This window comes from uncultured Polaribacter sp. (genome assembly GCF_947501385.1).
Lineage (GTDB): Bacteria > Bacteroidota > Bacteroidia > Flavobacteriales > Flavobacteriaceae > Polaribacter.
In genome coordinates this window covers 13,499-31,755 of sequence record NZ_CANMVP010000013.1, presented here as the reverse complement: position 1 = coordinate 31,755, position 18,257 = coordinate 13,499, and the positions used below count along the sequence as shown (strand labels likewise).

The following is an 18,257-nucleotide window of genomic DNA, read 5'->3' as shown; positions in this document are numbered from 1 at the left end:
TTTTAAACTAGTCTTCGAATTCTTCTTTCAAAATTCTCTGAACATCTAGAATTGTTTCTTCTTCTAAATCTGTTCTTTTTACCAATTCTTCTACACTAGTTTCTAATACGCTTCTTGCCGTATCTAAACCAATCTTTTTGAATTCTACAATTACCCAATCTTCGATTTCATCTCCGAATTCTGTTAATTCTACATCTTCTTCTTCAAGACCTTCTCTCTTAACATCTATTTCGTAACCTGTTAATTCGCTCGCTAAACGAATATTAACACCACCTCTACCAATTGCTTTAGAAACTTCTTCTGGTTTTAAAAGTACACTTACACGTCCTTTTTTACCATTCTTTTCTTCTTCATACATTTCAATTTCCATTGAAGTCACTTTTGCAGGACTTAATGCTCTTGAAATAAACAGTTGTTCGTTTTTGGTATAATTAATCACGTCAATATTTTCATTACCCAATTCACGAACTATGCCATGAATTCTTGAACCTTTTACACCTACACAAGCTCCTACAGGATCTATTCTATCATCATAAGAATCTACCGCTACTTTTGCCTTTTCTCCTGGTATTCTTGCAACTCCTTCTACAGTAATTAAACCATCAAAAACTTCTGGAATTTCTTGCTCGAATAATTTATTTAGAAATAACGGAGAGGTTCTAGACAATATAATTGCTGGTTTGTTTCCTCTTAATTCTACTGTTTTTATAACACCTCTTACAGAATCTCCTTTTCTAAAAAAGTCTGAACGAATTTGCTCACTTTTTGGCAATACGATTTCGTTTCCATCATCATCTAACAAAATAATAGCATTGTGACGAATGTGGTGTACTTCTGCACTGTATAACTCGCCTTCTAATTCTTTAAATTGCTTAAAGATATTTGTACTATCATGTTCATATATTTTAGAAATTAAGTTTTGACGTAATGCTAAAATGGCTCTTCTTCCTAAATCTATTAATTTTACTTCTTCAGAAACATCTTCTCCAATTTCAAAATCTGGCTCAATCAATCTTGCTTCTGCAAGCTCTATCTCTTCATTATCATCTTCAGAAAAACCATCGGCAACAACAACTCTATTTCTCCAAATTTCTAAATCTCCTTTATCTGGGTTGATAATAATATCAAAATTATCATCAGAACCAAACTTACGCTTTAAAGCAGCTCTAAATACTTCTTCTAAAATAGACATTAATGTTACTCTGTCTATGCTTTTGTTATCTTTAAATTCTGAAAACGAATCAATTAATGCTATATTCTCCATTACATTTTTTGCTTAATATACAATTTTCACTTTTGCTTCTTTAATCTCCTTATATGCTAGCGTTGCTGTTTTTTCTACAGTAACTTTACCTTTACCAACTGGTTTTGGTTCTCTGGCTTTCCATTGTAGCACTATTTTATCTTCATCTGCTACTACCAAAGTGCCTTCTAATTCTTCTGCTGCAGTTTTTACTTTTAATATTCTGCCGATATTTTTAATATACTGTCTCTTTTTTGTTAATGCGTGAGAAATATCTGGTGTAGAAACTTCTAGTGAGAAATCTTCTTCTTCTCTATCTAAATTATTGTTTATAGTTCTACTAATACGCATGCATTCACTTAAAGGAACACCATTATCTCCGTCTACAGTAACTTGAATCTTATTGTTTAGAGAGATTGATAAATCTATTAAGAACAAAGACTCATTAAGTGCCAATGCTTCGTCTACTAAGTCTTTTATTTTATTTTGATCCATCTTAATCCTTAAAATGAAGTATAAAAAGAGGGGACTTTAAGTCCCCTTCATTTCTCCATTTGCCATAAATTTCGGTGCAAATATACGAATTGTTTATGATTTACCAAACCAACTCTAATTCATTATTTTTTTGTAACTTTAGATATCACCAAATTCATCTCTTAAAATTCTGACTTATGAAAAAAATTCTAGTTCCCATCGATTTTTCTAAACCGTCTGAATATGCTACTAAAATAGCATCTAAAATTGCTAAAAAAACCAATGCCACAGTGTATTTGATACACATGATAGAGCTCCCTTCTGGCGTTGTAGATATGGGTGCAAGCAGCAAGTTTAGCATCCCTGAAAGCATGCTGTATTTAAGAAAAACAAGAGAAAAAGTTTTATATTTTAAAGCCAAGTTTTTTTCTGAAGATATTGCTGTTGAATATTTTATAAAATTAAACACTCCGTATAACGGGATTAAAAAATATGCAGATAAAATTGATGCAGATTTAATTATTATGGGTTCAAAAGGTCACTCTGAATTCGAAGAAATAGTGATTGGTTCTAATACAGAAAAAATTGTTAGAAGCTCGAAAAGACCTGTTATTGTAGTAAAAAGAGATAGTAAGAACTTTAAATTAAAGAATTTGGTTTTTGCTTCTAACTTTAAAAAAGACAACAAAGAAGTGTTTGCTAAGTTCTTAAATTTTGCAAATGCGTTTGAAAGTAAAATACATTTGTTAAAAGTAAATACACCTTCACATTTTGAAATTACTCACAATGCTGAGCAAAACGTAAAAGAGTTTATAAAAGGGCACAAATTACCAAAATATTCTATAAATATTTACAACGATACTTCTGTTGAAAAAGGAATCATTAACTTTTCTAGAGAAAAAAACGCAGATTTAATTGCCTTAAGTACTCATGGTAGAAGCGGAATTTCTCACTTATTTAGAGGAAGCGTTGCCAAAAACTTGTCTAAAAAAGCCTTAAAACCGATGTTTACGGTTAAGGTTTGAAAATGTTAGTTTCGATTTCTATTTTTAAGAAGGATTTTTTATTTTTTTAAATTCCTAAAATATTTTTTAATTGTTGCTTGTCTACTGAACCACCTGCAAAATCATCAAAACTTTTTTCAGTTACATCGATAATATGATTTTGAATGAATGGTGCACCTTCCTTTGCGCCTTGTTCTGGAGACTTAATACAACACTCCCATTCTAAAACTGCCCAAACATCACAATCGTATTGGGTTAATTTAGAAAAAATACTTTTAAAATCTATTTGTCCGTCGCCTAGAGACCTAAATCTACCAGCTCTGTCTTTCCAATCTTGATAACCACCATACACGCCACTTTTTCCTGAAGTATTAAATTCGGCATCTTTTACATGAAACATTTTGATATGTTCATGGTAATAATCAATGTATTTTAAATAATCTAGTTGTTGCAACACAAAATGACTTGGGTCATACAAAATATTTACGCTTTTATGATTTCCTGTTGCTTTTAAAAAACGCTCAAAAGTGATGCCGTCGTGCAAATCTTCTCCTGGATGAATTTCGTAACAAACAGCTACGCCATTTTCATCAAACGTATTTAAAATGGGTAACCAACGTTTTGCCAATTCTTCAAAACCCATTTTTACCAAATCTTTTGGTGCTTGCGGCCAAGGATACATCGTGTGCCACATTAAAGAACCCGAAAAGGTTCCATGAACAGTTAATCCGAAATTTTTGCTCGCAATTGCACAATTTTTTAATTGTTGCACTGCCCATGCTGTTCTTTTCTTTGGGTTATTTCTACAGTTTTCTGGTGCAAAACCATCAAACATAGTATTGTAAGCAGGGTTTACTGCAACCAATTGCCCTTGTAAATGCGATGCAAGCTCAGTAATTTCTAATCCATAAGCATTTACGATTCCTTTAATTTCATCGCAATAATTTTTACTTTCTGTAGCTTTGGCAATATCAATAATTCTTTTGTCCCAAGTAGGCAACTGTACTCCTTTATATCCTAGATTTGCAAACCATTTGCACAAGTTATCTAACGTGTTAAATGGCGCATTATCTCCAGCAAACTGCGCTAAAAAAACGGCAGGTCCTTTTATTTTTTTCATATTCTATCCGAACCTTCCCCGAGGGAAGGAATTATTTTTCTAATTAAACTTTGTCCAAGTTGAATTGTTTTTATCACTTTTTACAGCGGCATAAATAAATTGCATTCCTCTTACACCATCTTTTACTGTTGGATAATCTGGATTTTCGATATCTCTTCCATCTCGAACAGCCATTAGATGTGTGGCAAAATTCTTATAAATGGTGGCAAATGCCTCTAAGTATCCTTCGGGATGACCTGCCGGAATACGAGAAACATTCAGTGCTTCCTCATACAAATCATTTCCGTTAGGCGTAAATACTTTTACAGGTTGCGCTAACCAACGTGTAATTAATTGATTCGGATTTTCTTGCTGCCACTCTAAACTTGCTTTTTCTCCGTAGACTTTAATCGCTAAATTATTTTCTTCGCCCAAAGCAATTTGAGAAATAGACATGGTACCTTTTGCACCGTTCTCCATTCTTAACAGTATGTTACCATCATCGTCTAAAACTCTATCCTCACCAAAAACGCCTAAATCTGCAGCAATTTCCTTGATTCTTAATCCTGTTATATATTCGACCAAATTTTCTGCGTGGGTTCCAATATCACCCAAAGCACCACCAATTCCAGATTTTTTTGGATTTGTTCTCCAAGAAGCTTGTTTTTGACCTGTTTTTTCTACAGCAGTAGACAACCAACCTTGTAAATACTGAACTTGAATTTTTCGAATTTTTCCTAAATCTCCATTAGCAACCATCGCTTTGGCTTGTTTTACCATAGGATGCCCTGTATAATTATGCGTTAGCGCAAATAACTTCCCTGTTTTTTCTACTATTTTTTCGAGCTCAATTGCTTCCTCCATTGTTAGCGTCATTGGTTTGTCACAAACTACATGAAAACCGTTTTCTAACGCCAATTTTGCGGGCTCAAAATGCATGTAATTTGGAGTTACAATCGATACAAAATCCATTCTTTCTCCTTTTGGAAGGTTTTTTTCCGCAGTAATCATTTCCTCAAAACTTCCATAACATCTGTCATCAGAAAGAAATAACTTTTGACCCGATTTTTTAGATTTTTCTGCATTGCTACTAAAAGCCCCGCAAACCAAATTGATCATTCCGTCTATGGCTGCTGCTTTTCTATGCACATCGCCAATAAAAGAGCCAATTCCACCACCAATCATTCCCATTCTTAATTTTCTTGCCATGCTTTCTTTAGGAATTTATTTTTTTTATTTTTTTCATATAGATATTTAACCCTAAAAATGCTATGATAAGTATGGCGGGTAAAATAGACATGGTTCTTAGTGCTTCATTTACACCTTCATTATCCATTAAATTTCCCATAACGGGCAATACTAAAGAAACAGAAAACATCCCTGCTCCGCCCATTATAGACAATCCTAATGCCCCTGTTTCTGGCAGATATTCTGCCACAAAACCCAACATAGTTGGCCAGAAAAAAGTAATACCAACTGCAAAAATTGCTGCAGATACGAACGTCATTCCTCCTGAAGTAATGGTTAATAACCACAAACCGATAAAGGTAAAAATTGCTGAAAATAGCAACATACCTGCTGGTTTTAATTTATGAATTGCGCCTCCTGCAAACAATCTTCCTAACGCCATAATTCCGTTTATAAAAGCCAATACCAATAAAGGGACAGCTACCGTTTCTTTTAACAATGATTCTATTCTTTGTGTGGTTCCTAATTCTGATGCTGCGGTTAAAAACATACAAAAAACCATAAAAAGAAATAATGGTTTTGTGACACTTGAAAACATTTTTTTATTGCTAATACCCATTTGCACTCGTTCTGTAACAGGAAATTTTTGACCAAAAAATAGTATTGCATAGCTAATAGCAGGAATAAATAAGGTAGCCACCATAATTTGCCAATTCAAACCTAAAACATCCATCACCAACCAGCCAACAATAGAACCAATTACAATTCCTCCAGGAAACCAGACATGAAAACGATTCAACATTTTTGTTTTTTCTTTGGAATACATTGAAGTTACTAACGGATTTAAGGCGGCTTCTACAAACCCATTTCCAATACCAACAAATAAGGTTGCAATGAATAATGAAGTCATAGAATCTGCTAAAATAGTGAGGATAATTCCTACGGCATGTGTGATAAAAGCAATCCATGTAATTTTTTTAATTCCTAAAAAATCTACCAAAGGCCCACCAATAATCATTGCAATGGTAAAACCAAAAAAAGCGGGTGCAAATGCATACCCAATTTGTTCTAGTGACAAACCAACTCCTTCTGATCCAAAAACAGTTTCTAATCTTGCTCTAATGGCAAATGTCATTGCTGTTGTAATTAGCGCTAAACAACTTGCTAAAAACAGTCTGTTTTTATTTATATTTTCCATATTAGTAAATTACATTGCTACGAAAGTTGTTTTCCGACACGTATGAGTAAATCTCTGGTAAATTGAATTCCTTTTTCTTCAGACAGCGTCTTACCTTCATATTCAACTCCAACGAAACCGTTATAACCAGATTCTTTTACCATTTTCATCACTTTATAAAAATCGATAGTAGTTTCATTTCCATGCGCATCAAAGTCGTAAGCTTTTGCACTTACAGCTTTTGCGTGTGGTAATAATTCTTTCATTCCTTTGTATCTATTATACTGGTCGATACAATTACTATCGCTATCTTTTTTTATACAGAAATTTCCAAAATCTGGAAGTGTTCCACAATTTTTATTGCTTACTTCTGAAAATACCTTATGCATCCATGCACCGTTAGAAGAAAATCCACCATGATTTTCAACCAAAATATTAACCTTAGATGCTTTTGCAAAATTAGAAAGTTGGGTTAAAGAATCGATACTCGCTTTTGTAGCATCATCTTTATCTATACCACCTGCAAGATTTACTCGTATGGCATGACATCCTAAAAAATGCGCCGCTTCAATCCACTTATAGTGATTTTCAATAGCTTTATTTCTTTTTTTTACATTCGCATCTGCTAGTTCACCTTCTTCATCAATCATGATTAGAACATTTTCTTGTCCTTCAGAATTGGCTCTAGATTTCATCTCTTTCAGATAAGAAAGATCTTGCGCTTTATCTTTAAAAAATGCGTTTACGTATTCTATCCCTTCAAATCCAAAACTTCTAGATTTTGCAGCAAAATCCAAAGGATCTATTTTTTTATCAAAAAGTGTTCTATGAAGTGACCATTGCGCTAAAGACATTTTAAAAAAGAGATTTGGATTCGCGATTTCCTTTGCCTGTAATTTCTCTTTTTTATTTTCACTTTTACAAGCCACAAATCCCAGCAATGATACTGCTGCGCTTGCTTGAACGGTCTTTTTTACAAATTGTCTTCTTTTCATAAAAACTATAATTAAGTATTAGAAGCACCAAACTACCATCTTGTGAAATTATATAATTGAATCTAAATTGATGTGTATTTTTATTCAGTGAAAGAATTTACACAAACTAGACACCAAAAGATAGCCCACTAAACAGTAGAAATAATTTCAACCTAATACTTTCTTCGATATTCGTTTGGCGAACATTTTTCATGCTTTTTAAAAACAGTTGCAAAATATTGACTTGTTGCAAATCCACATGAATATGCTATTTCTGTAATGGTTAAATTTTTATTTTCTCGAAGCATATTTTTTGACAACTCCAAACGCTTTAAAGTTAAATAACGCATTGGAGTTAAGTTTGTTAATCTTTTGCAATAATGTGTAAATCGGGTTACCCCAACACCTGCAGATTTTGCCATAAGTTCAATGCTCCAATTTTCAGAAAGACTTTTTTCTAATTCATTTAAAAAGTATTGTACACTTCTTGAACTGTCTGTTAGTGATTCATTTAATACAATGTCTCTGGTATTCATCAGATCTAGCAGTAAAATCAGCAAGTAATTGATTAACAAACGAATTCTAGAAGCATTACTTCCTTTTTCATCTGTATTTATTGCTTTACCGATACGAAGAAAACAATCTCTAACACGCTGATCGGTTTTCCAAATAGACTTTTCATTTTGCCTTAAAATTGTTGTAAGTCTAACCAAATCTTTCGGCGTTAATGTAATCCAATCTGGCCAAACCCAATCTTGATGTGGCCTTCTGACTCCTAAATCTATAATCACCCAATAAAACTTCCCCATCCCAATATGTGGATTCCCTACTTTATGAGCTTCCCAAGGACGCGTAATTGTTAAATGATTTGGCAATAACACTACTTCCTTATTCTCTTGTGCATAAGGCATAGAACCAGATTCTAAAAAATGAAATTCAATGCCTTCATTCCTATGCCAATCTAACCCCCAATCTTGTGGTTCATTAGCATCCCAATACCCAATACTATTTAGCCCTATAGTATTTTCATCTAACCGATCTCCAGGATAGGTGTGTCGCGCAAGTGCCTTAAATTTCAATTTCTTCCTATTATATGCATCCATCAAAGGCAAACATGTGTCTGCATGATACACAACACCATCTGCTTGATAGGGTTGAATTTTTTGTGTGTTTATTTTCACTGAAATAATTTGAACATTAATACCATGCAAATTAGTTAATTTTAGAATAACTAAGAGTTAAATTGTTAATTTCTTGATGATTATCATTTTAATTATTAATTTACAGAAAACCCAATATCCTATTTAGAATATAATTCGAAAAACAAAAAAACGAATAAATGAGTGAAGACATAATAACTGAATACCCCACTACTTATGATGCTATTGTTATTGGGACAGGAATAAGTGGCGGTTGGGCAGTTAAAGAGCTATGTGAAAACGGATTAAAAACGTTGGTGCTAGATCGAGGTCGTTTGGTAAAACATATCGAAGATTATCCAACAATGCATTTAGATCCTTGGGATTTAAAACACCGAGGAAGTAAAAACCCAGAAGATGTGGCCAATCAAAAAAAACAAAACAAATCGTATATATTAGGCCCATATAGCAAACATTGGTTTGTAAATGATTTAAAACATCCTTACAACGAAATACAACCTTTCGACTGGATTAGAGGTTATCATGTTGGCGGACGATCACTCATGTGGGCAAGACAGTCTTACCGGTGGAGTGATATTGATTTTGAAGCTAATAAAAAAGATGGGCATGGTATCGATTGGCCCATACGATATAAAGATATATCGCCTTGGTATGATAAAGTAGAGGAATTTATTGGTGTTTCTGGGCAAAATTTAGGGCTACCGCAATTACCAGACGGAAAACTATCTGAACCCATGGAATTGAATTGCGTGGAATTAGAACTACAAGAAAAAATAAAGACTAATTTTAAGGATCGTTTACTAACCATTGGAAGAACTGCTCACAAAACAGGAAACGCCATGCACGAAGGACGTTCTAATTGCCAATTTAGAAACAGATGTGTTAGAGGCTGCCCATTTGGCGGATATTTTAGCAGTAATTCATCAACTTTACCAGCAGCCGAACGTACAGGAAATATGCATCTTCGGCACAATTCTATTGCCTACGAAATAGTATATGACGATAAAAAAGGAATTGCTTCTGGAGTGCGTGTTATTGATGCAGAAACTAAAGAAAAAATATTTTTTAAAGCAGCAATCATTTTTAGTTGCGCCTCTACAATAGGTAGCGCAAGTATTTTAATGCAGTCTAAATCGAAGCGATTTCCAGATGGATTAGGAAATGATAGCGGAGAATTAGGACATAACATTATGGACCACACTTCCAAATCTGGCGCTTCTGCAGATGTAACTGGTTTTGAAAATTTTTATTACAAAGGACGACGCCCCAATGGCTTTTATATTCCTCGTTTCAGAAATTTAGACAAAAAAACTGAGCACAAAGACTTTATACGTGGCTATGGGTATCAAGGTGGCGCAAGCAGAACAAATTGGAAACGAGGAATCGGTGAACTTAGTTTTGGCGAAGACTTAAAAGAAGAATTAATGAAGCCTGGACATTGGCGAATAGGTATGGGAGGATTTGGAGAATGTTTGCCGTATCATGATAATAAAATCTCATTAAATTATGATAAATTAGATGATTGGGGATTGCCAACTGTAGATTTTCATGTAACTTTTAGAGAAAATGAAATAAAAATGAAGGCTGATATGGAACAACAAGCAATCGCCATGCTGAAGGCAGCTGGATTTAAAAATGTGAAAGGTTTTAATGGCAAGAGCACACCAGGGATTGCCATTCATGAAATGGGTGCCGCACGAATGGGACATGATGCAAAAACTTCAGTTTTAAATAAATACAACCAAATACATGCCGTACCAAACGTATACGTTACAGATGGCGCTTGTATGACCTCATCTGCTTGCCAAAACCCTTCATTAACTTATATGGCAATAACGGCAAGAGCGGCGAATTACGCTGCTACTGAATTTAAAAAAAATAAAAACACTTAAAGTTATGAATAGAAGAACTGCTTTAAAGAATTTAAGTATCGGGTTGGGCTATACTTTAGCTGCTCCAACTATTTTCAGCATGCTATCTTCATGCACTGCTGAAGCCAATACTTGGTCGCCTCTGTTTTTATCTTCAGATGAAAAATACATCGTAACACATTTAGCAGATATCATTATCCCTATTTCAGACACACCTGGCGCATTGGATGTTAATGTACCCCAATTTTTAGATTTAATGTATCATGATATAGAAAAAAAAGCGAATCAAGATTTCTTTAAGAGAGGTGCTTTGGTATTTGCTGAAAAATTTAAATCTAAGTTTGGTTCTGAAGTAACAAAAGGGAATACAAAACAATTTGAATTATTATTAGCCTCTTATTTTAAAATTCCTAAAAATGAGACGAAAGCAATTTTAAAATCACAAAAACTTCCTATCACTACAATACCCACATTACAAATGGATAATTATTTATTATACAAGTTTTTATTAGCTGTAAAAAGATATACATTATTTGGTTATTTTACTTCAGAAAAAGTTGGTGAAGAAATTCTAAACTACGACCCAATTCCTGGGGTTTATATGGGCTGTATACCTATTGATGATGTCCCTAACGGAAGAGCTTGGTCTTTGTAAAACTAGGAAATCATGATAAAAGTATTCAAAATATGTACGCTTGTTTTTTGTATTTCTTTTCTATTCAATTGTAAAAAAAAAGAACAATGGAAAAATTTATTAACTAGAAACGATTTAAAAGATTGGATTGTTAAGATTAAAGGTCAAAAAGTCGGTGAAAACTATAGGAACACTTTTCAGGTTGAAGATGGGATACTAAAGGTGAATTATGATAAATATGAGGATACATTTAACAATGCTTTTGGTCATGTTTTTTATAAAAATCCATTTAGCAATTATAAATTTAGAATGGATTATAGATTTATTGGAAAACAGCTTGCTGACGGATCAACATGGGCAAACCGAAATAGTGGCATTATGATTCACTGTGAAGATCCAAAAAATATGGGGATATCGCAAAGCTTTCCAGTATCTATTGAAGTACAGCTTTTAGGAGGAAATGGTATTGATGAACGTTCAACCGGAAATTTATGCACCCCAGGAACTCATGTAAAATATAATGATACATTAACAACACAGCATATTGTAAAATCGTCGTCGAAAACCTATCATGGCGAACAGTGGGTTCATATTGAAATAGAAGTTAGAAATGATTCTATTATAAAACATTTTATAAATGGCGAAGAAGTACTACGTTATACAAAACCTCATATTGGAGGGAAAATAGATTACAATCAAGAGGTATGGAAATCGAAAGAAGGTCTTCCTTTAAAAAGTGGATTCATTTCATTGCAAAGCGAAAGTCATCCTGTTGAGTTTAAAAATATCGAAATACTTAACTTAGATTAATATTTATTCTACAATAAACTTCCCTTTCATAATTGCATAATGTCCTGGAAAACTACATAAAAATTCATAAATTCCAACTTCAGGGGCATCAAATTCAATAACAGTAGTTTCACCACCACCAATTAGTTTGGTGTGTGCAATAACATCTTGTGTTCCTTCTGGAATATATTCGTTTGCACTTGCTATAACTGCTTTATTTCCAAAGGCAGTTAGATTTACACCTTGCTTTAGTAAAACAAAATTATGCCCCATCACCTTTTTATCCATTTTACCAATATGTTTTAAAGTAATTTTTACTTTTTTTCCTGCATTTACTTTGATTTCTTTTTTGCTGAATTGCATGGCATCGTTAGATGTAATAACAACATTATTTTTATCTACCTCCGCTTTTGGTGGCGTATTAGTTTGTTTTTTATAGGTGAAATTTTCTTTCTTTTTTTCTGCTTTTCCTGCGCATCCAATCAACATTAAAAAAGAAAAAACGATTCCTAGTGCATAATGTAATATTCTCATTGCTATCAATTTAATTTAAAATCTATTGTATTTAATCTAAAACCCTAATCAAAATATACTAGGTTCATCAAACATACACATATATGCAATACGAATAGTTCAGTATTTTTCAGTGAAAAAAATTATACTTCACAAAATAGACTTATTTAGATGCTACATAAAAATCTAAATACGTCTAAATAAATCAAATTTTGAAATCTAAAGGAGGCAGAGCCTCGAGAAATTCTATTCGATTAAAAGCTTATAAAATATAATCTGTACTTATAAAATTAGATACTTTTTTGTCTAATAATTCTTGCAAAATAGCATTGTTATATGCTGTGTCTTTAGAAGCCACAAAAGTTCTTATAGAAAAAGAACGCAAAGCATCGTGCACGCTTAAAGTTGCAACTGCAGAATCTTTTCTTCCAGTAAATGGATACACATCTGGCCCACGTTGGCAAGAACTGTTTAGGTTTACTCTACAAACCAAGTTAACCAAAGTATCAATTAATGGCGCTAAGGTTTTTACTTCGCTGCCAAAAACACTTACTTGTTGTCCGTAATTAGAAGCTGCCATATCATCTAAGGGTTCCTGAATATTTTTAAAAGAAACAACTGGTGTAACTGGTCCAAATTGTTCTTCATCAAAAACTCTAGAATCTTTAGAAACAGGGTATAAAACTGCTGGAAAAATATAATTTTCAGTTGTTTCTCCTCCTTTTTTGTTAATTACCTTTGCACCCTTTTCTGTAGCATCGTCAATTAATTCTTGAATATATGCTGGTTTCCCTGGTTCTGGTAAAGGTGTTAATTTCACACCACTCTCCCAAGGATTGCCAAATTTAAGTGCATCTACTTTTGCAGCAAAACGCTTGTTAAATTCATCTACAATATGCTCATGAACGTATAGTATCTTTAACGCAGTACAACGTTGTCCGTTAAAAGAAGTTGTACCTGCAATACACTCGCTAATAGCCAAATCTAAATCTGCATCTGGCAATACAATTGCTGGATTTTTAGCTTCTAAACCTAACACCAAACGCAGTCTATTTTTCTGTGGATGATTTGCCTGAATTGCATTCGCAGATTTACTATTTCCTATTAAAGCCAACACATCTACATTACCTGTTTTCATAATTGGTGTTGCTAAAACTCTACCTCTTCCATAAATGATATTTACAACTCCTGCAGGAAAACTATTTTGAAATGCTTCTAATAATGGTGATAATAATAAAACCCCATGTTTTGCGGGCTTAAAAATGGCTGTATTCCCCATAATTAAAGCAGGAATCAACAAGGCAAAAGTTTCATTTAATGGATAATTATAAGGTCCTAAACATAAAACTACTCCTAAAGGCCCTCTTCTAATATGTGCATGAACTCCGCTATGTTTTTCGAACTTTGCAGAATCTCTGTCCATTTGTTTATAATCTTCAATAGTATCGTAAATGTATTCTACCGTTCTATCGAATTCTTTTTCTGAATCTGGTAAAGATTTACCAATTTCCCACATCAGTAATTTTACAATTGCTGCTCTTTTTGTTTTCATTTGAACTACAAACTTTTCCATAGCTGCAATTCTTCCTTCTACTTTCATTGTTGGCCATAAACCTTGACCTCTATTATAGGCTTTAGAAGCAGCATTTAAAGCTTCTAAAGCTTCATCTGCTGTTAAATTTGGAACCGTTCCTAATAAAGTTGGTTTGTATTTTTCTGTAGATGAAATAGTAGAATGAACTTCCGCATTTTCACCTTTCCACTCTTTCAACTCCCCCCCTACCAAATAGGTGTTTTGGTTTAAAAGTGAAGTAATCTTGTATTCGTTCGGAATTTCTTTAAAAGTATTCTTCATAAATTGAATTTTACAATAGAGCATGCTCCATTGCTTAAAAGTTAGTAAATTATCATAGTATTCTCGCTTATCAAAATTAATAAAAAATAACGGTAAAACTTCTTATTTCTATTCTAAAAGACGAAAAGGATTTCGCATTTAAGTGTGCTGGAAACTAAAACAAGGGGTTTAAACCCCTTGTCAGAAAATACCATCTATTGAACAACACATCCCGTCAATAATATTTTGTAAATTATCTTTATGTGGGGGAAGTTGATGTTTACTTCTATTTGTTTGAATATATTTTATAGTATTCTCTAATTGTTTTACCGAAGTTATTTCTTTTGGAGCACTATATTTTTGTTGCCAAATTGGTTTTTGCTTTTGTTTCTTTTTATCTTCAACAAGGGGTTTAAACCCCTTGTGTTTTTGATTTTCCTTTTCTTTGTTTAAAAGAAATGAAGTTCGTCCTTTTATCTTCTGCATTATTTTAGAAACCTCATCAATATCGCAAGACAACAATAAGTGAATATGATCAGAACAAATATTATAAGCAAGCAGTTGTAAATTATCTTCTTTTACAATTTTCGAAATTATTTGTGTAACTAACAACTCTTCATCCTCTGTAAAATAAAAGATATTAGGATACGGATTTGTACCCATTTCTCTTCTTTCTCTAACTTGATATTTTATCATTCTAGAGGAAGTTCGGCTATCGTGGATTGCTGTTGTTATATGGTAGACTTTTTTATTCATTTTATCATTTGACAACAAGGGGTTTAAACCCCTTGTTTTGTTTACACCAAAAACTGAAACAAATCTGGCTTGTCATTTAGGTAGTCTCCATAGAAATTTCCTTCTTTCATTCTTTTGATTAACGGTGCTAAATCTGCTGCTGATTTTAGTTCTAAACCCACCACTGCGGAACCGTTTGCTCTGTTGCTCTTTTTCGTATATTCAAAATGAGTAATATCATCATTTGGTCCTAGAACTTCTGCCACAAATTCTTTTAAAGCTCCTGCTCTTTGTGGAAATTTTACAATAAAATAATGTTTTAAGTTGGCATATAACAATGCGCGTTCTTTAATTTCTGCAGTTCTTGTAATATCATTATTACTTCCACTAACAATACAAACTACATTTTTACCTTTAATTTCATCAGCAAAAAAATCTAAAGCTGCAATACTTAAAGCACCTGCAGGTTCTACGACAATGGCGTCTTTGTTGTACAAATCTAAAATGGTCTGACAGATTTTTCCTTCAGGAACTGTAATTACATCATACAAATTTTGCTGGCAAATAGCAAAATTTAAATCGCCGACTCTTTTAACCGCTGCGCCATCTACAAAAGAATCAATTTTTTCTAGTGTTGTATTTTTTTTGTTTTTGAGTGAAATACACATAGAAGGCGCGCCTTCTGGCTCTACGCCAATAATTTTAGTCTTTGGAGATAAATATTTAAAAACAGATGACAAGCCAGATGATAAACCTCCACCACCAATAGCGACAAAAACATAATCTATTTTTTCTGAAGTTTGCTCTAAAATTTCTAAACCAACTGTTGCCTGACCTTCAATTACTTTTTCATCATTAAAAGGATGAATAAAGGTTTTATTTTTTGCATCACATTCTATTTTTGCAGCGTTAGAAGCATCATCAAAAGTATCTCCTTCAATTACCACTTCAATAAAATCTTCCCCAAACATTTTTACTTGATTAATTTTCTGATTTGGAGTTGGTGAAGGCATAAAAATGGTTCCTTTTATCTGTAACAACTTGCAAGATAACGCAACACCTTGCGCATGATTTCCTGCACTTGCACAAACAATTCCACGTTGTTTTTCATCATCAGTTAAAGAAGACATTTTATTGTAAGCACCTCTAATTTTATAGGAACGAACTACTTGTAGATCTTCCCTTTTAAATAAAATAGTTGCATCAAATTCTTTGGAAAGATTAGTGTTTTGATTCAATGGAGTTTTATAAGCAACACCTTCTAAATTTTTAGAAGCTGCCTTTATATTTTCTAAACTCGGAAAATAAACTGTCTTTGTGTACATTCTCTTAAATATAAAAGACCCTTCAGGTTTTTGAAACCTGAAGGGTCTAGGTAACTAGTTATAATTAAATATCTTAAACCTCAGATTTTATTACTTTCATTGCAGTCATAGAAGCTCTTAATTTTTCTCCTACAATTTCTACTGGATGATTTCTAATAATACTATTAATTCGGATCAATTCTTGATTATCAACAGCATTTGAATCTGTAAATTTCTTCCCAATAACATTTGTAGAAACTGTTTTCATAAAGTCAGTTAATAAAGGTTTACAGGCGTGGTCAAATAAATAACAACCATATTCTGCAGTATCAGAAATTACACGGTTCATTTCGTATAATTTTTTACGTGCTATGGTGTTTGCAATTAATGGTGTTTCATGTAACGATTCATAGTATGCAGAAGCTTCTATGATTCCAGATTCTGTCATTGCTTCAAATGCCAATTCTACGCCAGCTCTTACAAAAGCAACTAATAACGTTCCATGATCAAAATATTCTTGTTCAGAGATTTCTTGGTCTGTAACTTTTTGTTTTTCGAAAGCGGTATCTCCTGTGGCAGCTCTCCACGTTAATAAGTTTTTGTCATCATTTGCCCAGTCTTCCATCATCGTTTTAGAGAAATGACCCGTCATAATATCATCCATATGTTTTTGGAATAACGGACGCATAATCTCTTTCAATTCTTCAGAAATTCTAAAAGCTTCCACTTTTGCAGGATTCGACAAACGATCCATCATGTTTGTAATTCCGCCATGCTTTAAGGCTTCCGTTACTGTTTCCCAACCATATTGAATTAATTTTGCGGCATAACCCGCATCAATTCCTTCTGCCACCATTTTATCAAAAGATAAAATTGCACCTGTTTGTAACAAACCACATAAAATAGTTTGTTCTCCCATTAAATCACTCTTTACTTCTGCTACAAAAGAAGACTCTAGAACGCCTGCTCTATGACCGCCAGTGGCAACTGCATACGCTTTTGCTTGCGCCCAACCTTTTCCTTCTGGATCGTTTTCTGGATGCACTGCAATTAAAGTGGGTACACCAAATCCTCTTTTATATTCTTCACGAACTTCAGAACCTGGACATTTTGGTGCCACCATAATTACCGTTAAATCTTTACGAATCTGAGTACCTTCTTCCACAATATTAAAACCGTGAGAATAACTTAATGTTGCTCCTTTTTTCATTAAAGGCATTACTGTATTTACCACGTTTGTGTGTTGTTTGTCTGGTGTTAAGTTCAACACTAAATCTGCATTCGGAATTAATTCTTCATAAGTTCCCACTGTAAAATTGTTGGAAGTTGCATTTTTAAATGAATCTCTTTTTTGATCTATTGCTGCTTGCCTTAATGCATAAGAAATGTCTAAACCAGCATCTCTCATGTTTAAACCTTGATTTAAACCTTGTGCTCCACAGCCCACAATAACAATTTTTTTCCCTTTTAATGCGTTTACACCATCTTCAAATTCTGAAGCGTCCATAAAACGACATTTTCCTAATTGTTCTAATTTCTCTCTTAATGTTAATGTGTTAAAATAATTTGACATTTTTTTATTTTTGTTTGTTGATGTAAATCAGAAAAAAGAAAATAGAAAAGAGATTTTAGAAATTCATTTAACTTTTTTGCTCTTTATTCTTTGCTCTAGTTTCTCTATTCTTTATTTATTTTTAGTTGTTGTATGTTTCTAACAATGTTGATATTTTCATTTCGTCTTTGGTAACAGCCACACGTCCTGAACGTGTGTATTGCATAATTTCGAAAACACTTAACTTATTGTATAATGCGACTACTTCTTCTTTTTTTCCAGACTTTTCAAGCACAAAAAAAGCTTTGTTTACAGTAACAATTCTTGCATTGCTTTCTTTAATAATATTCTGAATTTGAGGTTCTTCAAACAATAATTTAGATTTTATTTTAAACAAACCTGAGATTTGATAAATAGTATTTTCTTCATCGTGATAATACGCTTTAATTACCTCGACTTGCTTTTCTATCTGACCAATGATTTTCTTTACATTTTCTTCGGACATATTTACAGCGATTGTAAATTTAGCAACACCTTCAATTTCTGACGGAGAAATATTTAAACTCTCTACATTAATGTGTCTTCTTTGGAAGATTGCCGAAATTCTATTCAACAATCCTATATTATTTTCAGTATAAACTGATATGGTAAATAGTTGTTTTTCTTGACTCATTTTTCTACTTTTAACTTTGTCAGCTCGATCGTT

The 18,257-nt window shown here is 33.1% G+C and carries 17 protein-coding genes; 4 read left to right on the top strand and 13 right to left on the bottom strand.

The features are described 5' to 3' along the window. Positions 1-7 precede the first annotated feature (7 nt). Both nusA and rimP read right to left on the bottom strand, forming a co-directional pair. A complete protein-coding gene (gene nusA, locus Q0998_RS09860) occupies positions 8-1,264 on the bottom strand; it encodes a transcription termination factor NusA (protein ID WP_299669538.1) in 1,257 nt (418 codons plus the stop codon). A gap of 12 nt (positions 1,265-1,276) precedes the next feature. Further along, positions 1,277-1,738, bottom strand: a complete 462-nt coding sequence (rimP, locus tag Q0998_RS09855; protein WP_299669536.1) for a ribosome assembly cofactor RimP — start codon at positions 1,736-1,738, stop codon at positions 1,277-1,279. Positions 1,739-1,914: 176 nt separating this feature from the next. Here rimP and Q0998_RS09850 point away from each other — a divergent pair, with 176 nt between their 5' ends. After that, positions 1,915-2,742 carry a universal stress protein gene (locus tag Q0998_RS09850; RefSeq protein ID WP_299669534.1) on the top strand — a complete coding sequence of 276 codons (828 nt, stop codon included), beginning with the start codon at positions 1,915-1,917 and terminating at the stop codon, positions 2,740-2,742. A 46-nt stretch (positions 2,743-2,788) separates the two neighbouring features. On the opposite strand, the gene Q0998_RS09845 is transcribed toward Q0998_RS09850, so the two are convergent. The 5 genes from Q0998_RS09845 to Q0998_RS09825 all read right to left on the bottom strand — a co-directional run bounded on the left by Q0998_RS09845 (position 2,789) and on the right by Q0998_RS09825 (position 8,340). Next, entirely contained in the window at positions 2,789-3,841 is a 1,053-nt protein-coding gene (locus tag Q0998_RS09845) for a sugar phosphate isomerase/epimerase (RefSeq protein WP_299669532.1), read from the bottom strand. A 39-nt stretch (positions 3,842-3,880) separates the two neighbouring features. Further along, entirely contained in the window at positions 3,881-5,029 is a 1,149-nt protein-coding gene (locus Q0998_RS09840; protein ID WP_299669530.1) for a Gfo/Idh/MocA family oxidoreductase, read from the bottom strand. 7 nt (positions 5,030-5,036) lie between these two features. After that, positions 5,037-6,206 carry a sugar MFS transporter gene (locus tag Q0998_RS09835; protein WP_299669528.1) on the bottom strand — a complete coding sequence of 390 codons (1,170 nt, stop codon included), beginning with the start codon at positions 6,204-6,206 and terminating at the stop codon, positions 5,037-5,039. 17 nt (positions 6,207-6,223) lie between these two features. Beyond that, positions 6,224-7,180 (bottom strand): sugar phosphate isomerase/epimerase, encoded by a 957-nt coding sequence (locus Q0998_RS09830; protein WP_299669526.1) that lies wholly within the window; start codon positions 7,178-7,180, stop codon positions 6,224-6,226. 152 nt (positions 7,181-7,332) lie between these two features. After that, on the bottom strand, positions 7,333-8,340 hold the full coding sequence (locus tag Q0998_RS09825; RefSeq protein ID WP_299669524.1) for an AraC family transcriptional regulator: 1,008 nt from the start codon (positions 8,338-8,340) through the stop codon (positions 7,333-7,335). Positions 8,341-8,498: 158 nt separating this feature from the next. Between Q0998_RS09825 and Q0998_RS09820 the strand changes: the two genes are divergently transcribed. From Q0998_RS09820 to Q0998_RS09810, 3 genes are read left to right on the top strand one after another with little or no spacing between them, the layout of a single operon-like run. After that, positions 8,499-10,211: a GMC family oxidoreductase gene (locus tag Q0998_RS09820; RefSeq protein ID WP_299669522.1), complete on the top strand. Its 1,713-nt coding sequence runs from the start codon at positions 8,499-8,501 to the stop codon at positions 10,209-10,211. A gap of 4 nt (positions 10,212-10,215) precedes the next feature. Next, entirely contained in the window at positions 10,216-10,845 is a 630-nt protein-coding gene (locus Q0998_RS09815; protein ID WP_299669520.1) for a gluconate 2-dehydrogenase subunit 3 family protein, read from the top strand. Positions 10,846-10,857: 12 nt separating this feature from the next. After that, positions 10,858-11,634, top strand: coding sequence for a DUF1080 domain-containing protein (locus tag Q0998_RS09810; protein WP_299669518.1), 777 nt, complete (start codon positions 10,858-10,860; stop codon positions 11,632-11,634). A 3-nt stretch (positions 11,635-11,637) separates the two neighbouring features. Here Q0998_RS09810 and azu read toward each other — a convergent pair whose 3' ends face one another. From azu to ilvN, 6 genes are all read right to left on the bottom strand, one after another. Further along, on the bottom strand, positions 11,638-12,147 hold the full coding sequence (gene azu / locus Q0998_RS09805; RefSeq protein ID WP_299669516.1) for an azurin: 510 nt from the start codon (positions 12,145-12,147) through the stop codon (positions 11,638-11,640). A gap of 241 nt (positions 12,148-12,388) precedes the next feature. After that, positions 12,389-13,981 (bottom strand): NADP-dependent glyceraldehyde-3-phosphate dehydrogenase, encoded by a 1,593-nt coding sequence (locus tag Q0998_RS09800; protein ID WP_299669514.1) that lies wholly within the window; start codon positions 13,979-13,981, stop codon positions 12,389-12,391. Between the two features lie 180 nt (positions 13,982-14,161). Further along, a complete protein-coding gene (locus Q0998_RS09795) occupies positions 14,162-14,716 on the bottom strand; it encodes a transposase (RefSeq protein ID WP_299669512.1) in 555 nt (184 codons plus the stop codon). Positions 14,717-14,757: 41 nt separating this feature from the next. Next, entirely contained in the window at positions 14,758-16,020 is a 1,263-nt protein-coding gene (gene ilvA / locus Q0998_RS09790) for a threonine ammonia-lyase IlvA (protein WP_299669510.1), read from the bottom strand. Between the two features lie 73 nt (positions 16,021-16,093). Further along, on the bottom strand, positions 16,094-17,572 hold the full coding sequence (gene ilvC / locus Q0998_RS09785) for a ketol-acid reductoisomerase (protein WP_299669508.1): 1,479 nt from the start codon (positions 17,570-17,572) through the stop codon (positions 16,094-16,096). Positions 17,573-17,693: 121 nt separating this feature from the next. After that, positions 17,694-18,224 carry an acetolactate synthase small subunit gene (gene ilvN / locus Q0998_RS09780; protein ID WP_299669506.1) on the bottom strand — a complete coding sequence of 177 codons (531 nt, stop codon included), beginning with the start codon at positions 18,222-18,224 and terminating at the stop codon, positions 17,694-17,696. Positions 18,225-18,257 lie beyond the last annotated feature (33 nt).